This window comes from Streptomonospora mangrovi, from assembly GCF_027604915.1.
Taxonomy (GTDB): domain Bacteria; phylum Actinomycetota; class Actinomycetes; order Streptosporangiales; family Streptosporangiaceae; genus Streptomonospora; species Streptomonospora mangrovi.
Window position 1 is genome coordinate 24,786 of record NZ_JAJAQC010000002.1, and the last position, 18,087, is coordinate 42,872.

Sequence of the window (18,087 nt, forward strand, 5' to 3'; positions counted from 1 at the left end):
GGGCCGCGAGGTTGCGTTCCGCTGTGCACGGGTGCACCTCTACCGAGTATTCGCGCGCGCGGGCGCCGGGCGGGCCGCCGGGCGGGCCGCCGGGCGGCCCCAGGGCCTCAGACCGGGCGGCCGGTGATCTCGGACAGGTAGGCGCGGGTCTGCTCGCCGAGGTCGCGCGGCACCACGTAGGGGCGTTCGGCGTTGACGTCGGGCCACAGGTCGCGCAGGTCCTCGGCGCTGCCCTCGCCCAGCGCCGCGCCGGGGCCCTCGGCGACGAACACCCGCGCCACCCGGCCGCCGCCCACGGAGTAGACCTCGCCGGTGGTCTCGCAGTCCTCGTGGACCAGCCAGACCACGGCCGGGCTGACGCGCTCGGGGCTGAGCAGGGTCTCGGCGCCGGCCGGGTACAGCCCCTTGGCCTCGGGGCTGTAGGCGACGGGCGCGATGGCGTTGGCGGTGATGTCGTACTTGGCGCCCTCGATGGCCAGGGTCTTGGTGAGCCCGATGACGCCCATCTTGGCGGCGGCGTAGTTGCTCTGCCCGAAGTTGCCGAACAGGCCCGAGGGCGAGGTGGTGTTGACGATGCGGCCGTAGCCGTTGCCGCGCATGTGGCCGAAGGCGGCGCGGGTCACCAGGAAGGTGCCGCGCAGGTGCACGCCCACCACGGAGTCCCAGTCGGCGGTGCCGATGTTGACGAACGCGCGGTCGCGCAGCATGCCGGCGCTGTTGACGAGGATGTCGACCCGGCCGTAGGCGTCCAGCGCGGTCTCCACGAGCGCCTGGGCGCCGTCCTCGGTGGTGATGTCGTCGGTGCTCACCGCCACGGCGCCGCCCTTGGCGCGGATGCGCTCGGCGGTGGTCTCGACGGACTCGGCGGCGGTGTCGGCGGTGCCGGGGTCGGGCGAGGCGCCGCCGGACTCGTTGGCGACCACCTTGGCGCCCCGTCGCGCCAGCTCGGCGGCGTGCGCGCGGCCCAGGCCCCGCCCCGCGCCGGTGACGATCGCGACACGCCCGTCGAAGCGCAGCTCCGGCATTTGTCTTCCTCCACGAGTGTGCGTTGGGCGCCGTAGTTCAGGGTGAGGGGGGTTTGGGGGGTCGGGGGTGGTTGGTCCGGCGGACCGGGGGCTGTGGCGGGATCCCGCCCCGCCGCCGCGGGCTCTAGGGGTTTTCTACCCCGTTGCGCCGCGGTGTCCCAACAGGGGTGGTGCGGTGGTCCCGGCCGTCACCCTACGTCGCCCAGCGTGGCGGACGTCCCCGGCGGCGCCGGCGGCGCCACGCCGGGCGGCCCCCGGGGTTCCGCCCGTCCTGGGTGTTCGCCGGTGTTCGCCGGTGTTCGCCGCTCTCACCGTGCCCGCGCGGGGGAAAGCGGGTGAACACCGGACGCGGCCCGGACCTGCCCCCTCGCCCGGCGGAACCCCCGTGTTCCGCCGGACTCGGGACCAGCCGTCCTGTCCGGGCCGCGCACATGACGTGAGACGCGGGCGGCGCCGGACCGGTTCCGGCGCGATCGGCGGCCGCCGGGAGGGTTGAGCGGGCCGGGGAGCGGGCATGGTGTGCGGCACGCACCCCCGGTCACCGCCGCGGGCACAGCGCCGACTTGCCGCCGCGGACCCCGTCCTGACCTGGTCTTCCGCCGTCGCCCCGGCGCCCGCCAGGTCACGCGGAGGTCCGCCGGCGGTCAAGCCGGGTTCACCGGCGTGTGAAGGATTGTTAGGTATCTCCCAGTCCGGTACCGGTCTCGGTTCCCCATTGCCCTGCCTGGACAAGTAGCCTGTTACCCGAGATTGCTGACCCGGGCGCGTGTCCCGGCGGCCTTGTGGAGCCGTCACGCCTTGAGCCCGCCCTGAGTAGCGGCCATCTCGGTATACACACATTCACAAGCGAGCTGCGGAAGAGGGCGATCTCCGCCGTGTCGTCTGAGGCGTCTCAACAACCCCTGACAGATTTCGGCCCAAACGAGTGGCTGGTCGAGGAGCTCTACGAGAAGTACCTGAACGACCCCAACTCCGTTGACAAGGCATGGTGGAACTTCTTCGCCGACTACAAGTCCGGCGTTCCCCAGAAGCAGAAGAGCAACGGAGCAGGCAAGGGTGCTTCGGCCACGGGCACCCAGGCCGCCAAGGGCGCCGACGGCGCCGCCAAGGGAGCACCGAGCGGTGACCCCGGCTCCCCGGCCAAGTCCGGCGGATCCGCCAACGGCAAGGCCGCCAAGGCCGCGCCCGCCGCGGAGTCCGACAAGCCGGTCGACGAAGCGCTGAAGGTGACCGAGGAGCGCCTGCGCGGCGCCGCGGCCCGCACCGCGACCAACATGGAGTCCAGCCTCACCCTGCCCACCGCCACGAGCGTGCGCGCGGTGCCGGTGAAGCTGCTGTTCGACAACCGCATCGTCATCAACAACCACCTGCGGCGCGGCCGCGGCGGCAAGGTGTCCTTCACCCACATCATCGGCTACGCCATGGTGAAGGCCCTGGAGTCGATGCCGGAGATGAACCACTCCTACACCGAGATCGACGGCAAGCCGGGCGTGGCAAAGCCCGAGCACGTCAACTTCGGGCTGGCCATCGACCTCCAGAAGCCCGACGGTTCGCGGCAACTGGTCGTGCCCAGCATCAAGGCCGCCGACACCATGGACTTCAAGGAGTTCTGGAACGGCTACGAGGACCTCGTCCGCAAGGCGCGCGGGAACAAGCTGACGGTCGCCGACTTCCAGGGCACCACCATCAGCCTGACCAACCCCGGCGGCATCGGCACGGTGCACTCGGTGCCCCGCCTGATGCCCGGCCAGGGCGCCATCCTGGGCGTGGGCGCCATGGAGTACCCCGCCGAGTTCCAGGGCGCCGCGCCGGAGACCCTGAACAACCTGGCGGTCAGCAAGGTCATGACGCTGACCTCCACCTACGACCACCGGATCATCCAGGGCGCCCAGTCGGGCGAGTTCCTGCGCCGCATCCACCAGCTACTGCTGGGCGAGGACGGCTTCTACGACGAGATCTTCCGGTCGCTGCGGCTCCCCTACGAGCCGGTGCGCTGGGTCCAGGACATCGCGGTCACCGGCCACAACCAGCTCGACAAGGCCAGCCGGGTCCAGGAGCTGATCCACGCCTACCGGGTCCGCGGCCACCTCATGGCCGACACCGACCCGCTGGAGTACCACCAGCGCCGCCACCCCGACCTCGACATCCTCCAGCACGGGCTGACCCTGTGGGACCTGGAGCGCGAGTTCCCCACCGGCGGGTTCGGCGGCAAGCCGGTCATGAAGCTGCGCGACGTGCTCGGCGTGCTGCGCGACACCTACTGCCGCACCGTCGGCATCGAGTACATGCACATCCAGAGCCCCGAAGAGCGGGAGTGGATCCAGGCGCATGTCGAGCGCGAGCACGAGAAGGTCAGCCGCGACGAGCAGTTGCACATCCTGCGGCGGCTGAACAACGCCGAGGCGTTCGAGACCTTCCTCCAGACCAAGTACGTCGGCCAGAAGCGGTTCTCGCTTGAGGGCGGGGAGTCCCTGATCCCGCTGCTCGACGGCGTGATCACCCGCGCGGCAAAGGCCGACCTCGACGAGGTCGTCATCGGCATGGCCCACCGCGGCCGCCTCAACGTGCTGGCCAACATCTGCGGCAAGTCCTACGCGCAGATCTTCGGCGAGTTCGAGGGCAACCTCGACCCCCGCAGCGCGCACGGCTCGGGCGACGTCAAGTACCACCTGGGCACCGAGGGCACGTTCGAGACCCCCGACGGCGAGAAGATCGCGATCTCGCTGGCGGCCAACCCCAGCCACCTGGAGACCGTCGACCCGGTCGCCGAGGGCATCGTCCGCGCCAAGCAGGACGTGCTGGACAAGGGCCCGCACGGGTTCACCGTCCTGCCGCTGCTGGTGCACGGCGACGCCGCGTTCGCCGGGCAGGGCGTGGTGGCCGAGACCCTCAACCTGTCGCAGCTACGCGGCTACCGCACCGGCGGCACGGTGCACGTCATCGTGAACAACCAGGTGGGCTTCACCACCTCGCCGGCCGACAGCCGCTCCAGCGTCTACGCCACCGACGTCGCCCGCATGGTGCAGGCGCCGATCTTCCACGTCAACGGCGACGACCCCGAGGCGGTCGTCCGGGTGGCCCAGCTCGCGTTCGAGTACCGGCAGACGTTCAACAAGGACGTCGTGATCGACCTCGTGTGCTACCGCCGCCGCGGCCACAACGAGAGCGACAACCCGGCGTTCACCCAGCCGCTGATGTACGACGTCATCGACGCCAAGCGGTCCACCCGCAAGCTCTACACCGAGGCGCTGATCGGGCGGGGCGACATCACCCTGGAGGAGGCCGAACAGGCGCTGCGCGACTACCAGCAGCAGCTCGAGCGCGCCTTCACCGAGACCCGCGAGGCCGTGCGCAAGCCGGTCGAGCCGGGCGCGGTGATCAAGCCCGAGGTCTTCGACGAGGTCCGCATCGACCACGCGTCGGTGGGCACCGCCATCAGCGCCGAGGTCGTCAAGCAGGTCATCGACACCCAGGTGAGCCTGCCCGAGGGCTTCACGGTGCACCCGCGCCTCAAGCCGCAACTGGACCGGCGCGCGCAGATGGTCGAGGACGACGCCCTGGACTGGGCCACCGGCGAGATGCTGGCCATGGGCTCCCTGCTGATCGAGGAGCACCCGGTGCGCCTGGTCGGCCAGGACACCCGGCGCGGCACGTTCGGCCAGCGCCACGCCGCGCTGGTCGACCGCAAGACCGGCGAGGTCCACACCCCGCTGAAGAAGTTCGACAAGGGCACCTCGAAGTTCTACGTGCACGACTCCCTGCTGAGCGAGTACGCGGCGCTGGGCTTCGAGTACGGCTACTCCGTGGTGCGGCCCGAGGCCCTGGTGGCCTGGGAGGCCCAGTTCGGCGACTTCGTCAACGGCGCCCAGACCGTCATCGACGAGTACATCAGCGCCGGCGAGCAGAAGTGGGGCCAGCGCTCCAGCGTCGTGCTGCTGCTGCCGCACGGGTACGAGGGCCAGGGTCCCGACCACTCCTCGGCCCGCATCGAGCGGTTCCTCCAACTGTGCGCGCAGGAGAACATGACCGTCGCGCTGCCGACCACGCCGGCCAACTACTTCCACCTGCTGCGCTGGCAGGTGAAGTCGCAGTACCGCCGGCCGCTGATCGTCTTCACGACCAAGGTCATGCTGCGCCTCAAGGCCGCCACCTCGCCCGTCAGCGACTTCACCTCGGGCGCGTTCCAGCCGGTCATCCCCGACACCTCGGGGATCGACCCCAAGGCCGTGCGCCGCGTGGTGCTGTGCTCGGGCAAGGTCTACTACGAACTGGCCGCCGCGCGGAAGCGCACCGGCGACACCAGCACCGCCCTGGTGCGGGTGGAGCGGCTGTACCCGCTGCCGATCGACGAGATCCGCCAGATCCTCGCGGCCTACCCCAACGCCGGCGAGGTGCTGTGGGTCCAGGAGGAGCCCGCCAACATGGGCGCCTGGCCGTTCGTGGCCCTGGTGTTCTCCGAGCAGTTGGACCGCCCGTTCACGCGGGTCTCGCGCCCGGCCGGCTCGGCGCCCGCCGCGGGCTCCGGCAAGCGCCACGACGCCGAGCAGCAGGCCCTCATCAACACGGTGTTCCCGCCGGCGGACTGACCTCCGCACCGGGGCGGGCCGGGCGCCATACCGGCGCCCGGCCCGCCCCGCGCGGGCGTCGCCGCGCCGGCCGGGGCCACCGGCGACAGGACAGCGCGATGTACTACACCGACCGTGGAATCGAGGAGCTGGAGCAGCGCCGCGGCGAGGAGGAGGTCACCCTCGCCTGGCTCGCGGAGCAACTGCGGATCTTCACCGACCTCCACCCCGAGTTCGAGACCCCCGTGGAACGGCTGGCCACCTGGCTGGCCCGCCTCGACGACGACCCCGACGACGCCGAGGACTGAGGGGCCCACCACCTGAGCACGGGCCCCGGGCACCCGCCCGGGGCCCGTTCGGCGTGTCGGGGGGCGGTCCGGGGGAACCCTGGTCCTGCCCCTGATAATCGCGACATATCTTGAAAGCGCGGCACTCGCGACATAACGTGAGTTGCATCAGCACTTCAAGGCGAGAGGTATCGCGATGGCGCGTTGGACCATCGACCAGCCGACGACACGGACCCTGGACGGGATCGTGGCGCTGCGCGTCCGTATCATCGGCGGTCACGTCAACATCCTGCCCACGGAGGATCCGGTCACCGTGGAGGTCTCCGACATCGTCGGGGAGCCGGTGCTCCTCACCCAGGAGGCGGGCATCCTCACCGTCACCTACGACGACCTCACCGGCAGCGGGCTGCTGGACCGGCTGCGGCCGGTGCAGCTCTCGGGGTACCTGGGGGTGAACCGGCGCTCGGCCACCGTGAACCTGCGGGTGCCGCGCGACTGCCCGGTCGAGGTGACCACGCTCTCGGCGCCCGTGGTGGTGGCCGGGCTGACCGCCCGGACCCAGTTGCGCACCGCCTCGGCCGACATCACCGCCGACGGCCTGGGCGGCGAGGTCGAGGTCAACACCGTCTCCGGCAGCGTGTCAGCCCGCGACCTGCACGGCAACCTGCGGTTCAACACCGTCAGCGGCCAGGTCGCGGTCGCCGGCGGGCGGCTGTCCGACCTCACCGGCAAGACCGCCTCGGGCATGTTCCTGGCCGACGTGGAGGTCGCGCCGTCGGGGCGGGTCCGCCTGGGCTCGGTCTCCGGCGAGATCGCCCTGCGGGTGCCCGCCGACACCTCGGCCACCGTGGAGCTGCGCTCGGCCAGCGGCAAGCTGTCCTCGGACTTCACCCTGGACCGGCGCGACCGGCCCGGGCGCGGCGGCCTCAGCGGCAAGATCGGCAGCGGCGTCGACCCCGCCGCCATCTCCACCACCACCGTCTCGGGCACGGTCTCGCTGCTGCGCCGCGAGCCCGACGCCCCCGCCGCCATCCCGAGGGGGACCGACGCATGAGCACCATCTTCGGCCACGGCCGCCTGCGGCTCTACCTGCTCAAACTGCTGGACGAGAGCCCCCGGCACGGCTACGAGATCATCAGCCTGCTGCGCGACCGCTTCCTGGGCGTGTACTCCCCCTCCCCCGGCACCATCTACCCGCGCCTGGCGCGCCTGGAGGAGGAGGGACTGGTCACCCACGAGGAGGTCAACGGCCGCAAGGTCTACCGCCTCACCGACAAGGGCCGCGAGGAGTTGCGCACCCGCAGCTCCGACCTGGACGACCTCGAGCGCGAGATCACCGACTCGGTGCGCGACGTCGCCCAGGCGGTCAAGGAGGACGTCCGGCACACCATCAGCTCGCTGCGCCAGGAGCTGAAGTCCGCCGGGCGGCGCCCGCGCGGTGAGGACCGGCGCGCCACGGGCGGTGCCGGCTCCGGAGCCGGCACCGGTGCCGGTGCCGCGGGCGCGGCGGCCGGTTCCGCCGGCGCCGAAGGCGCTGAGGGCGCCTCGGCGCCGGGCGCGGACTCCGGCGCCGGCGAGGGTGCGGGCGGATCGCGGTCGGGGTCCTGGTGGGGCCGCGACTGGGAGAAGTTCGCCACCGGGTTCGGACCTTGGGGCAAGCGCTCCTCGGGCGAGCGCCCCGAGTTCGACGACGCCCTGCGGGACTTCACCGACCGGGTGCGCACCGTGGTCCGCGAGGCCGGCCACGTGGGCGAGTCGGCGGCGCACGACCTGCGGCGCATCCTCGACGACACCATCGAGGTCATCCGCCGCGACGTCGCGCAGTGGGGGCCGCGCGAGTCCGGCGCCGACACCGGGGCGCAGGCCCCCGGCACGGCCGCCGGGCCGGGCGCCGGTGACGCCACCGGTCCGGCCGGCGGCGCGGAGCGGCCCGGACCGGACGCGCCCGCCGGCGGCGGCGCCGCCGGTGCGCAGGCGCCGCCGAGCGACCCGTGGGGCGCCGCCGTCGGCGAGGACGCCGCACGGCCGGGCACCGAGCGCGTGCGGGACCCGGGCGAGGGCTCCGGCGGAGCCGCGGGCACCGGCGGCGCCACGGGCTCCGGGGCGGCCCAGGGCGACCCCTGGGGCACCGCCGTGAGCGAGGACCCCCAGGACCGGCCCGCCGGTGGCGGCCCGGACGCCGCGCCGCCGACCGGCGGACCCGCCGAGGGCACCGGCACGGCCGGCTCCCCGGGGGACCCGTGGGGCACGGCCGTCGGTGAGGACGCCGACAAGGACCGGCGCGACGGGCGCGGGGACGGCGGCGCGGCCGGCTGACCGGCCGAGCCGACGCCCCGGGCGCCGCAGGGCGGCCCTGAGCGGCCCAACACGGCACCGCGCGCGGCGGGCGCCGTCTCCGGACGGCGCCCGTCGGCGTGTGCGGCGGCGCGCCGCACGGGAGGCCGCCGCGCGGCGGCCAGGTCGGCTACTTCAACGACCGGCCGCACCGGCGGCCCCGGGCACCGCGGGGCGGCCCGGAACCATCCGGAACGCCCCGGAGCGGCCCCGAAACGATCCAGCGGAGCACCCCACGCGGCGGGCGCCGTCCCCGGCCGGCGCCCGCCAGTGCGTGCGGCCGGAGGCGGCCCCGGATCAGTCCCCGACCCGGAACACGACCTTGCCGAACAGCTCGCCCGCCTCCATCGCGGCGAAGCCCTCGGCCGCGCGCTCCAGCGGGAGCACGCGGTCGATCTCGGGGCGCACCCCGGTGCGGGCGCAGAACTCCGCCAGGCGGCGCAGCTCGTCGCGGGTGCCCATGGTCGAGCCGATGACCGACAGTTGCAGGAAGAACGTCCGCGTCAGCTCGGCCGGCGGGGCGTCGCCGCTGGTGGCGCCGCAGACGATGATCGAGCCGCCGGGCCGCAGGGCGCGCACCGAGTGCGCCCACGTGGCCGCGCCGACGCTCTCGAAGACCGCGTCGACCTTCTCGGGCAGCCGCTCGCCGGCGGGCACCGCCTGGTAGGCGCCCAGGCGCAGCGCGCGGTCGCGCTTGGCGGCGTCGCGGCTGGTGGCGTAGACCCGGTGGCCCGTCGCGCTCGCGAGCCGGATGAGGGCGCTGCTGACGCCGCCCCCCGCGCCCTGGACGAGCACGGTGGCGCCCGGTCCCAGCCCGGCCTTGGTGAAGAGCATGCGGTAGGCCGTGAGCCAGGCGGTGGGCAGGCAGGCCGCCTCCTCGAACGACAGCTCCGGCGGCTTGGGCACGAGGTTGCGGCGCGGCACGGCGACCTTTTCGGCCAGGGTGCCGGGGTGGACCTCCGACAGCAGCGAGCGGCGGGGGTCGCGGGTCTCGTCGCCGCCCCCCGCGTCGGGGTCGCCGATGACGGCGTGCACGATCACCTCGTTGCCGTCCTCGTCCACGCCGGCGGCGTCACACCCCAGGACCATGGGCAGCCGGTCCGGCGACAGCCCCACGCCGCGCAGGCTCCACAGGTCGTGGTGGTTGAGGGCGGCGGCCTTCACGGTGACCGTGGTCCAGCCCTCCGGCGGCGCGGGATCGGGGCGCTCCCCCGCCTCAAGACCGGACAGGGGGTTCGTGTCGTCGATGCGTGCGGCGGTGATAGCGAACATGGCCCCGACCCTAACCACTGCCGCCCCGGCCGGGCACGGCGGCCCGCGTGGGCATTCGCGCCCCGGACGTCCCCGCTTCCCCATCTCGGACACCTGGTCGGGGTATCGGATACTCATAGAATGTCCACCAAGAGACATTCCCGGGTGGAAATCGACGGCTCGGGGCACGACGGCATTGGGACCCGGCGGCGCGGCCGGCACCGTCCCGCTCCCCCTGACCACAATCGGCGTTTCGGCCGGACCGTGTGGGCTCTCCCCGTCGAGTAGCCTTCCCCCATCCCGCTTCGGCCTCTCCCCCCGAATAGGAGGCTCCCGTGGCACCCGCCCACAACCCCACGGCCCGCCGACGCCGCCTTGGTGTCGAATTGCGCCGTCTTCGGGAAAACGCCGGAATGACCGGTGAAGAGGCCGCCGAGCGCATGGCGTGGTCGGGCAGCAAGCTGTCCCGCATCGAGCGCGGCCAAGTCGCCACGAATTCCGACGACGTCCGCGACCTGCTCGAACTCTACGGCGTGGAGGACGCCGGACTGCGCCAGACGCTGGTGATGCTCGCGCGGGAGTCCCGCCGCCGCGGCTGGTGGCACGTCTACGGCGACGTGATGCCCGAGCGGTTCGAGGTGTATTTGGGCCTCGAACCCGAGGCGACCGCGCTGCGGTTCTTCCAGTCCCAGATCGTCCCGGGCCTTTTCCAGACCGCGGAATACGCCGAGGCGCTGATGCAGGCGCACCCGGCCCCGGTTTCCGACGACGAGGTCAAGCGCCGCACCGAGCTGCGCATCCGGCGCCAGGAACTGCTCTTCAGCGAGACACCGCCGCACATATGGGCTCTTCTGGACGAGTCAGTGCTGTACCGACCAATCGGCGGTCCGCAGGTCATGGCCGCCCAACTGCGACATCTGCTGGAAATCCACGAAAAAGCCCACGTAACCCTACAGATCGTGCCGTTCAGTGCCGGTGCTCATTCAGGTCTTAACGGATCTTTCGACATCCTTGAGTTCCCAGAGTCCGACATCCACGCGCCGCGCCTCGTACATGTGGAGAATCTGACAAGCAGCCTCTACATCGAAAAGGCCAAAGAAGTGCGCTTCTACACAGTCGCGTTCGAGTACCTGCGCACCGCGGCGCTGAATCCCGAGCGCACCCGCGAGGTCATCAGCGACGTGGAGCGGCGTCTTCAGGCGGAGATGGAGAGGGGGAACGATGTTGAGACATGAGAGGAGCGCGGCATGTCCGCGACTGAATCCGGTGAACCGGCGGATGGGGCACGACCCTCCGCACAACCTGCCCGCCGCGTTCGCGCAGCGAGCGAGGCGCGGTGAGCGAGGTTGCCGGACCGAAGGAAGCGGCGGGGGCGCGGTGGCGCCGAAGCACCTACAGCGGAACGGGAGGTGGGCAGTGCGTCGAGGTGACCGAGCGGCACGCCGGTGTCTGGGTGCGCGATTCCCGGGTGCCCGAAGGGGCGGTGCTGAGCTTCCCCGCTGACGCGTGGGCGGCCTTCATCGAGGCCGCCGTACGCGAGGACCTCTAGCACCCCGACGGCTGGGAGTCCGAAAACCCCCTGGTCCCCCCGGGGGTCGGTGATCCGGAGCGGGAGAACCCCGCTCCGGATCGGCTACTCAAAACGACCGTTCCACTACGAACGGGCAACGCCGTCGCGGCGCGCCTGCTCGGCGACCGCGGCGGCCACGGCCGGCACCACGCGCTCGTCGAAGGTGCTGGGGATGATGTAGTCGGCCGACAGGTCGTCGCCCACCAGGTCGGCGATCGCGTCGGCCGCGGCCAGCTTCATGGCCTCGGTGATGTCGGTGGCCCGCGCGTCCAGCGCACCGCGGAACACCCCGGGGAACGCCAGCACGTTGTTGATCTGGTTGGGGAAGTCGCTGCGCCCGGTGGCCACGACACTGGCGTGGCGGCGCGCGACCTCGGGGTGGACCTCGGGGTTGGGGTTGGCCATCGCGAACACGATCGCCTCGGGCGCCATGGTGGCCACCACCGACTCCGGGACCTCGCCCGCCGAGAGCCCGATGAAGACGTCGGCGCCCTCCAGCGCGGTCTCGATCGAGCCCTGGAGCCCCGCCCGGTTGCTGATGGCGGCCAACTCCTCCTTGACGGGGGTCAGGCCCTCGCGCCCGGCGTAGATGACGCCCTTGCTGTCGGCCACGGCGATGTCGCCGACCCCGCCGTCGACCAGCATCTTGGTGACCGCGACCCCGGCCGCGCCCGCGCCCGAGACCACCACCCGCAGGTCGGCCAGCGTGCGCCCGGTCAGCCGGGCGGCGTTGCGCAGGGCGGCCACGGTGACGATGGCGGTGCCGTGCTGGTCGTCGTGGAACACCGGGATGTCCAGGCGCTCGCGCAGCCGCCGCTCGATCTCGAAGCAGCGCGGCGCGGAGATGTCCTCCAGGTTGATGCCGCCGAAGGAGGGGGCCATGCGCGCCACGGTCTCGACGATGTCGTCCACCCCGCCGCAGGAGAGCGCGATGGGCACCGCGTCGACGCCGGCGAACTGGCGGAAGAGCAGCGCCTTGCCCTCCATCACCGGCAGGGACGCCTCGGGGCCGATGTCGCCCAGGCCCAGCACCGCCGAGCCGTCGGTGACCACGGCCACGACCGAGCTCTTCCAGGTGTAGGTGTTGACGAGGTCGGGGGTGTCGGCGATCGCGGTGCACACCCGGGCGACGCCGGGGGTGTAGGCGAGGGCGAGCCCTTCGTGGTCGGTGACCTCCACGGACGGCTCCACGTGCAGCTTGCCGCCCCGGTGCAGCGCGAACGCCGGATCGTCGTCCAGCCGGGAATGGGAATCAGTGATCGACATTACTGTGCAAACCCCTCAAGGTCAGTGCGCCCGCGCCGGCCATGACGGGGCGCCTGGGATGCCTGGCAGGTGGCGGGGCGGCGCGCGGAGGACACCGGTGCTAGGGGGCTCTCGCGAAACAAGCGGCCGACCTGGGCAGATACGGTAGAAGGAGCCGGGCTCCGCGGCTCGTATGCGAGCGCGTCGCCGCCGTGTGTAACCGGGGGTGACCCGTTATCCAATCCTCTCACAACGGTAACCGCACGCACATGCCGGGTCGGCGACCATAAAGTTTTCACGTTCGCACGAACGTCCGTGCGGTGCGCCCAAGAGCCGGGAACCGCGGACGGCGGGTAGCCTTCCGCCGTCCGCCCAGAAGAAGGAGATCTCGTGGCCATGCTGAAGCACCTGACCGTGCCGGCAGTCCACCTCAGACGCGCCCCGTACCTGGCGGGCGCGGTGGCCGCCGTCCTGGCGCTGTCCGCCTGCGGCGGCGGCGACGGCGGGTCGGGCGGTGGCGGCGGAGTCGAGGAGGACCCCACGGCCATCCCGACCGAGACCCCCTCCGTCGAGGCCGACCCCGAACTCGCCGAGATGGTCCCCCAGGACCTCCGCGACGCCGGCACGATCAAGATCGGCACCGACCCCAGCTACGCCCCCTCGCAGTTCCTCGCCGCCGACGGCTCCACCATCGTCGGCTTCGACGTGCAACTGTTCAACGCGGTGGCGGCCAAGCTCGACCTCCAGCCGCAGTGGGAGAGCTCCTCCTTCGGCACGATCGTGGAGGGCGTGGACACCGGCAAGTACGACGTCGGCGTCTCGTCGTTCACCATCAACGAGGAGCGCCTGGAGCAGGTCAACATGACCAGCTACTACACCGTGGGCACCCAGTGGTTCACCGCCGCGGGCAACCCCTCCGGTGTCGACCCCGACAACGCCTGCGGCCTCAACGTCGCCGTGCAGGCCGACACCGTCCAGGTCGAGGACATCCAGGCGCGCAGCCAGCAGTGCGAGGACGACGGCGAGGAGCCGATCCAGATCAACCAGTTCGAGGGCCAGGACCAGGCCACCGAGTCGATCATCTCCGGCCGCAACGACGCCGGCCTGGCCGACATGCCGGTGGCGGTCTACGCGGTGCAGCAGACCGGCGGCCAACTGGAGACCCTGGGCGAGCAGTACGAGGCCGCCCCCTACGGCGCGGTGGTCGCCAAGGACAACACCGAACTGGCCGAGGCCATCGCCGCCGGCTACCAGAGCATCATGGACGACGGCACCTACACCGAGATCCTCGCCAACTGGGAGCTGGACGAGCAGGGCACCCTGGACGAGGCCGAGGTCAACCCGGAGCTTGAGGGTTAGTCGCGCGTGAGCACTCCAGACGACCACTCTGCCAACCCCGCAGGCCCCGCCGGCTCCCGGCCGGCGGGCGGCGCGGCGGCCGGGCAGTCCCCTCCCGAGGCCATCAAGGCGGTCCCGGTGCGCCACCCGGGGCGCTGGGTGGCGGCGGCCGTGCTGCTGCTGTTCGCCGCGATGTTCGTAAACATGCTGGTCACGAACGACGCCTTCGACTGGCCCTTCCTGTTCGAGAACATGTTCTCCCCGCCGGTGCTGGTGGGCGTGCGCACCACGCTGATCCTGGCGGCGGTGTCGCTGCTGATCGGCATCGTCATCGGGATCGTCGTGGCCATCATGCGGCTGTCGGACAACCCGATCCTGGTGGGCCTGGGCTGGCTCTACACCTGGTTCTTCCGGGCGGTGCCCCGGATCGTGCTGTGCGTGCTGTTCGGCAACATCGCGATCCTGTACCAGACCCTGGAGCTGGGGATCCCCTTCGACAACTACTGGCTGCCGCTGCTGGGGATCGAGGGCGACGCCCGCTTCTACTCGGTGCCGATGGCCACCCTGCTCAGCCCGTTCGTGGCGGCCGTGATCGCGCTGTCGCTCTCGCAGGGCGGCTACATGGCCGAGATCGTGCGCGCGGGCCTGCTGTCGGTCGACAAGGGCCAGAGCGAGGCCGCCCAGGCGCTGGGCATGAGCCGCGGCCAGGTGCTGCGCCGCATCACGCTGCCCCAGGCGCTGCGGGTGATCGTCCCGCCCACGGGCAACGAGGCGTCGGCCATCCTGAAGGACACCTCGCTGGTGTCGGCCATCCCGCTCACCACGGAGCTGTTCTTCCAGCTCCAGCAGGTGGGCGCGCGCACCTTCAACCTGTTCCCGATGCTGGTGGCGGCCTGCCTGTGGTACCTGATGATCACCAGCGTGCTGATGGTGGGCCAGCACTACCTGGAGCGCAGCTTCACCCGCGGCGACCGGGGCGCCCAGGAGCAGGTGCGGCGGATCAAGAGTAGGGCGGCGAGTTGACGCGAGACACGGGTGCCGGCGCGGGCGCGGAGGGCACCGAGAACACCCAGAGCACGGAGAACCCGGAGAACGCTGTCGTGACCGGTCCGGGCGACGACCGCATGGTGGTCGCCGAGAACGTGCACAAGAGCTTCGGGCGCCTGGAGGTGCTGCGCGGCATCGACCTGGAGGTGCGGCGCGGCGAGGTGATGTGCGTGGTGGGGCCGTCGGGCTCGGGCAAGTCCACGTTCCTGCGCTGCGTCAACCACCTGGAGAAGATCACCGCCGGGCGGCTGTGGGTCAACGGCCACCTCATGGGCTACCGCCAGCGCGGCGGGCGGCTGTATGAGCTGCACGACACCCAGGTGGCCCGCCAGCGGCGCGGGATCGGGATGGTGTTCCAGAACTTCAACCTGTTCCCGCACATGACCGTCCTGGGCAACGTGATGGAGGCGCCGGTCCAGGTCAACCGCGAGCCCCGCGCCGAGGCGCGTGAGAACGCGCTGCGGCTGCTGGCCCGCGTGGGCCTGGAGGAGAAGGCCGGGGCCTACCCCCGCCAGCTCTCGGGCGGCCAGCAGCAGCGGGTGGCCATCGCGCGGGCGCTGGCCATGCGCCCCGACCTGATGCTGTTCGACGAGCCCACCAGCGCGCTGGACCCCGAACTCGTCGGCGAGGTGCTGGACGTCATGAAGAACCTGGCCGAGGAGGGCATGACCATGGTCGTGGTCACCCACGAGATGGGCTTCGCCCGCGAGGTCGGCGACAGCCTGGTCTTCATGGACGGCGGCGTGGTGGTGGAGTCGGGCGCCCCCCGCGAGGTGCTGACCAACCCCCGCCAGGAGCGCACCCAGGCGTTCCTCTCCAAGGTCCTCTGAGGGCCGCGCGGGTGGGGCGCCCGGCCCGCGGGAGCGGCCGGACGCCCCACCCGCGTCCGGATTGGCCGATAATCCACTACTATTTCCTGGTTTTCAGGTGATCGTTCCGTGCCGGCCCCGCCGCGCCCACCGAGGAGTGCCGTGATCCGCCCCGCCCGCCCCGACGACGTCCCCGAGATCCACCGGCTCGTCCGCGAACTCGCCGAGTACGAGAAGTCGCTGGATGAGGCCGTGGCGACCGAGGAGCAGTTGCGCGCGGCGCTCTTCGGCGACGACCCCGCCGCCTGGGTGCACATCGCCGAGCACGTGCCCGACGACGGCGGCCCGGCCGTGGTCGCCGGGTTCGCGCTGTGGTTCCGCAACTTCTCCACCTGGACCGGCAACCCCGGCGTCTACCTGGAGGACCTCTACGTCCGCCCCGAGTACCGGGGCCGGGGCTACGGCAAGGCGCTGCTGGTGGAGCTGGCCCGCGTCTGCGTCGAGCGCGGCTACGACCGCCTCCAGTGGTGGGTGCTGGACTGGAACACCCCCTCGATCGAGTTCTACCGCTCCCTGGGCGCCCGCCCCATGGACGAGTGGACGGTGTTCCGCGTCGACGGCCCGGCGCTGCGCTCGCTGGCCGGTTAGCCCCCGCCCGCGCGGCTGTCCGAGACTAGTCGGGGACGGTGCGATGACACGGGCGCAGGCGTGTGCACCGGCGCCGGACCGAAACAAGATAGATTGCTTTCAAGCGGCAAACCCGCTGCCCGAAGGAGGGACGTGACCGAAGAAACCGCCGCACCGTCGTCCGCCGGTGCCACCGAGGTGCGCGACGCTGTCACCGTCAGGATGCCGGCCGACAGCGCCTACCTCAGCGTGCTGCGCACGGCCACGGCGGGCCTGGCGGCCCGACTCGACTTCACCCTCGACGAGATCGAGGACCTGCGCATCGGGGTCGACGAAGCCTGCGCGATGCTGCTCACCCAGGCGCTTCCGGGCACCGACCTCACCACCGACTTCGAACTCACCGGCGACGGCATGCGCATCTCCGTCTCGGTGCTGACCGCCGACGGCCGGCTCCCCGCGCGCGACACGTTCGCCTGGACCGTCCTCTCGGCGCTTGCCGGAGAGGTCGACGCCGGCGTCGGCCCTGACGACCGCGTCTCCATCGTCCTGCACAAACGCCGCGGCATGGTGGAGTCGGCGTGAGCGAAAGGGGGCCCGCTCTGACGGCGAAGACTGAGCACGCGGTACCCGACCGTGCCCGTGCGCGCGAGCTGTTCGAGCGCCTGAGCGAGCTTCCCGAGGACGCTCCCGAACGGCAGCGCATCCGCGACGAGCTTGTCGAACTGCACCTTCCCCTCGTGGAGTACCTCGCCCGGCGCTTCCGCAACCGCGGCGAGTGGCTCGACGACCTCACCCAGGTCGCCACGATCGGCCTGATCAAGTCGATCGACCGCTTCGACCTCGAACGCGGCGTGGAGTTCTCCACCTACGCCACCCCCACCATCGTGGGCGAGATCAAGCGGCACTTCCGCGACAAGGGCTGGGCGGTGCGGGTGCCGCGCCGCCTCCAGGAGCTGAAGCTGTCGCTGACCAAGGCCGTCAGCGACCTCTCCCAGCGCGAGGGGCGCGCCCCGACCGTCCACGAGCTGGCCGAGCACCTGGGCATGACCGAGGAGGAGGTGCTGGAGGGCCTGGAGTCCGCCAACGCCTACTCCACGGTGTCGCTGGACGCCCCCGACAGCGGCGACGAGGACGCCCCGGCGGTCGCCGACTCCCTGGGCATCATCGACGACTCCCTCGAAGGCGTGGAGTACCGCGAGTCCCTCAAGCCGCTGCTGGAGCAGCTACCCCCGCGCGAGAAGCGCATCCTGCTGCTGCGGTTCTTCGGCAACATGACCCAGTCGCAGATCGCGCAGGAGCTGGGGATCTCCCAGATGCACGTGTCGCGGCTGCTGGCCCGCACCCTGGCCCAGCTTCGCCAGGCGCTCACCACCGACGACTGACGCCGCGTGCGGCCGTGCGGCGCCCGCCGCGCGGCCACGCGGGTCCCGGCCCCGGGTCCGCCCTGCTTCCTACCGGGCGCTCGGCCCGCCCCGCCCGCCGTCGTGCCCCTCGGCCGGGAACAGGGTGGCGGTGGTGGCCGGCGCCAGCACCAGCGCGATCCCGGCCGCCGCGGCCGCCGCCAGCACCGCCGCGATCGCGTACTGCTCGCTGGTCACCATGTAGTAGGCCACCACCAGCACGAACACGTGGGTCAGCACCACCGGCGTGCGCGCCCAGTTGTGCAGGGTCCACAAGCCCCAGGCGGTGTAGCCCACGGCCGCGGCGGCGCCGAACGCCAGCACGGCCAGCGGGAGCGCCGAGCCCGCGTCGGCGGCCTCGCCGAGCAGCGTGCCGATCAGGACGTAGCCGCCGCCCACGGCGAGCGCGGCCGCCACCAGGGCCTGGACGGCGGCGGCGAGGGTGATGGTGATGGGGCGTGAAGACACGTTCCAGCCTAGCGGCACCGGCGGCGCGGCCCGCCCCGCCTCCCGCGCGGCACCGCCCGGCCCCCCGCCGTCCCCCACGGCACGGGAACGCCGGTGCCGCCGGGGCCGCCGCGCGGCGGGC

The 18,087-nt window shown here is 72.1% G+C and carries 16 protein-coding genes; 12 read left to right on the forward strand and 4 right to left on the reverse strand.

Annotation, left to right across the window (positions count from 1 at the left end; genetic code table 11):
* Positions 1–107 precede the first annotated feature (107 nt).
* Entirely contained in the window at positions 108–1,025 is a 918-nt protein-coding gene (locus tag LG943_RS00990) for an SDR family NAD(P)-dependent oxidoreductase (protein WP_270070213.1), read from the reverse strand.
* An 875-nt stretch (positions 1,026–1,900) separates the two neighbouring features.
* On the opposite strand from LG943_RS00990, the gene LG943_RS00995 reads away from it, so the two are divergent.
* The 4 genes from LG943_RS00995 (at position 1,901) to LG943_RS27655 (ending at position 8,193) form a co-directional block, all read left to right on the forward strand.
* Complete coding sequence (locus LG943_RS00995; protein ID WP_270070214.1) at positions 1,901–5,611, forward strand: multifunctional oxoglutarate decarboxylase/oxoglutarate dehydrogenase thiamine pyrophosphate-binding subunit/dihydrolipoyllysine-residue succinyltransferase subunit; 3,711 nt, start codon at positions 1,901–1,903, stop codon at positions 5,609–5,611.
* A gap of 98 nt (positions 5,612–5,709) precedes the next feature.
* Positions 5,710–5,898: a DUF6104 family protein gene (locus LG943_RS01000; protein ID WP_270070215.1), complete on the forward strand. Its 189-nt coding sequence runs from the start codon at positions 5,710–5,712 to the stop codon at positions 5,896–5,898.
* A 175-nt stretch (positions 5,899–6,073) separates the two neighbouring features.
* A complete protein-coding gene (locus LG943_RS01005; RefSeq protein ID WP_270070216.1) occupies positions 6,074–6,931 on the forward strand; it encodes a DUF4097 family beta strand repeat-containing protein in 858 nt (285 codons plus the stop codon).
* A complete protein-coding gene (locus LG943_RS27655; protein WP_333486295.1) occupies positions 6,928–8,193 on the forward strand; it encodes a PadR family transcriptional regulator in 1,266 nt (421 codons plus the stop codon). The genes LG943_RS01005 and LG943_RS27655 overlap by 4 nt, the downstream gene beginning before the upstream one ends.
* A gap of 315 nt (positions 8,194–8,508) precedes the next feature.
* Here the strand turns inward: LG943_RS27655 and LG943_RS01015 are convergent, their stop codons facing one another.
* Positions 8,509–9,483 carry a zinc-binding dehydrogenase gene (locus LG943_RS01015; RefSeq protein ID WP_270070217.1) on the reverse strand — a complete coding sequence of 325 codons (975 nt, stop codon included), beginning with the start codon at positions 9,481–9,483 and terminating at the stop codon, positions 8,509–8,511.
* Positions 9,484–9,797: 314 nt separating this feature from the next.
* Here LG943_RS01015 and LG943_RS01020 point away from each other — a divergent pair, with 314 nt between their 5' ends.
* Positions 9,798–10,697, forward strand: coding sequence for a helix-turn-helix domain-containing protein (locus tag LG943_RS01020; protein WP_270070218.1), 900 nt, complete (start codon positions 9,798–9,800; stop codon positions 10,695–10,697).
* Positions 10,698–10,798: 101 nt separating this feature from the next.
* Positions 10,799–11,011 (forward strand): DUF397 domain-containing protein, encoded by a 213-nt coding sequence (locus tag LG943_RS01025; RefSeq protein ID WP_270070219.1) that lies wholly within the window; start codon positions 10,799–10,801, stop codon positions 11,009–11,011.
* Between the two features lie 105 nt (positions 11,012–11,116).
* Here LG943_RS01025 and LG943_RS01030 read toward each other — a convergent pair whose 3' ends face one another.
* A complete protein-coding gene (locus LG943_RS01030; RefSeq protein WP_270070220.1) occupies positions 11,117–12,298 on the reverse strand; it encodes an NAD(P)-dependent malic enzyme in 1,182 nt (393 codons plus the stop codon).
* Positions 12,299–12,673: 375 nt separating this feature from the next.
* Here LG943_RS01030 and LG943_RS01035 point away from each other — a divergent pair, with 375 nt between their 5' ends.
* The 6 genes from LG943_RS01035 (at position 12,674) to LG943_RS01060 (ending at position 17,480) form a co-directional block, all read left to right on the forward strand.
* Positions 12,674–13,636, forward strand: a complete 963-nt coding sequence (locus LG943_RS01035; RefSeq protein WP_270070221.1) for an ABC transporter substrate-binding protein — start codon at positions 12,674–12,676, stop codon at positions 13,634–13,636.
* 6 nt (positions 13,637–13,642) lie between these two features.
* On the forward strand, positions 13,643–14,638 hold the full coding sequence (locus LG943_RS01040) for an amino acid ABC transporter permease (protein WP_270070222.1): 996 nt from the start codon (positions 13,643–13,645) through the stop codon (positions 14,636–14,638).
* Positions 14,639–14,739: 101 nt separating this feature from the next.
* Positions 14,740–15,492 (forward strand): amino acid ABC transporter ATP-binding protein, encoded by a 753-nt coding sequence (locus tag LG943_RS01045; RefSeq protein WP_270070324.1) that lies wholly within the window; start codon positions 14,740–14,742, stop codon positions 15,490–15,492.
* 141 nt (positions 15,493–15,633) lie between these two features.
* Positions 15,634–16,119: a GNAT family N-acetyltransferase gene (locus tag LG943_RS01050; protein WP_270070223.1), complete on the forward strand. Its 486-nt coding sequence runs from the start codon at positions 15,634–15,636 to the stop codon at positions 16,117–16,119.
* A 132-nt stretch (positions 16,120–16,251) separates the two neighbouring features.
* On the forward strand, positions 16,252–16,680 hold the full coding sequence (locus LG943_RS01055) for an ATP-binding protein (RefSeq protein WP_270070224.1): 429 nt from the start codon (positions 16,252–16,254) through the stop codon (positions 16,678–16,680).
* 68 nt (positions 16,681–16,748) lie between these two features.
* The gene (locus tag LG943_RS01060; protein WP_246425671.1) at positions 16,749–17,480 is read left to right on the forward strand and encodes an RNA polymerase sigma factor SigF; all 732 of its coding nucleotides are present in this window, start codon (positions 16,749–16,751) and stop codon (positions 17,478–17,480) included.
* Positions 17,481–17,549: 69 nt separating this feature from the next.
* On the opposite strand, the gene LG943_RS01065 is transcribed toward LG943_RS01060, so the two are convergent.
* Entirely contained in the window at positions 17,550–17,966 is a 417-nt protein-coding gene (locus LG943_RS01065) for a hypothetical protein (RefSeq protein ID WP_270070225.1), read from the reverse strand.
* Between the last annotated feature and the right edge of the window lie 121 nt (positions 17,967–18,087).

Bases quoted from the DNA above. Each gene is read 5' to 3' on its own strand.
- LG943_RS00990 (WP_270070213.1), bottom strand. From the start codon at position 1,025: ATGCCGGAGCTGCGCTTCGACGGGCGTGTCGCGATCGTCACCGGCGCG.
- LG943_RS01000 (WP_270070215.1), top strand. From the start codon at position 5,710: ATGTACTACACCGACCGTGGAATCGAGGAGCTGGAGCAGCGCCGCGGC.
- LG943_RS01005 (WP_270070216.1), top strand. From the start codon at position 6,074: ATGGCGCGTTGGACCATCGACCAGCCGACGACACGGACCCTGGACGGG.
- LG943_RS27655 (WP_333486295.1), top strand. From the start codon at position 6,928: ATGAGCACCATCTTCGGCCACGGCCGCCTGCGGCTCTACCTGCTCAAA.
- LG943_RS01015 (WP_270070217.1), bottom strand. From the start codon at position 9,483: ATGTTCGCTATCACCGCCGCACGCATCGACGACACGAACCCCCTGTCC.
- LG943_RS01030 (WP_270070220.1), bottom strand. From the start codon at position 12,298: ATGTCGATCACTGATTCCCATTCCCGGCTGGACGACGATCCGGCGTTC.
- LG943_RS01035 (WP_270070221.1), top strand. From the start codon at position 12,674: ATGCTGAAGCACCTGACCGTGCCGGCAGTCCACCTCAGACGCGCCCCG.
- LG943_RS01045 (WP_270070324.1), top strand. From the start codon at position 14,740: ATGGTGGTCGCCGAGAACGTGCACAAGAGCTTCGGGCGCCTGGAGGTG.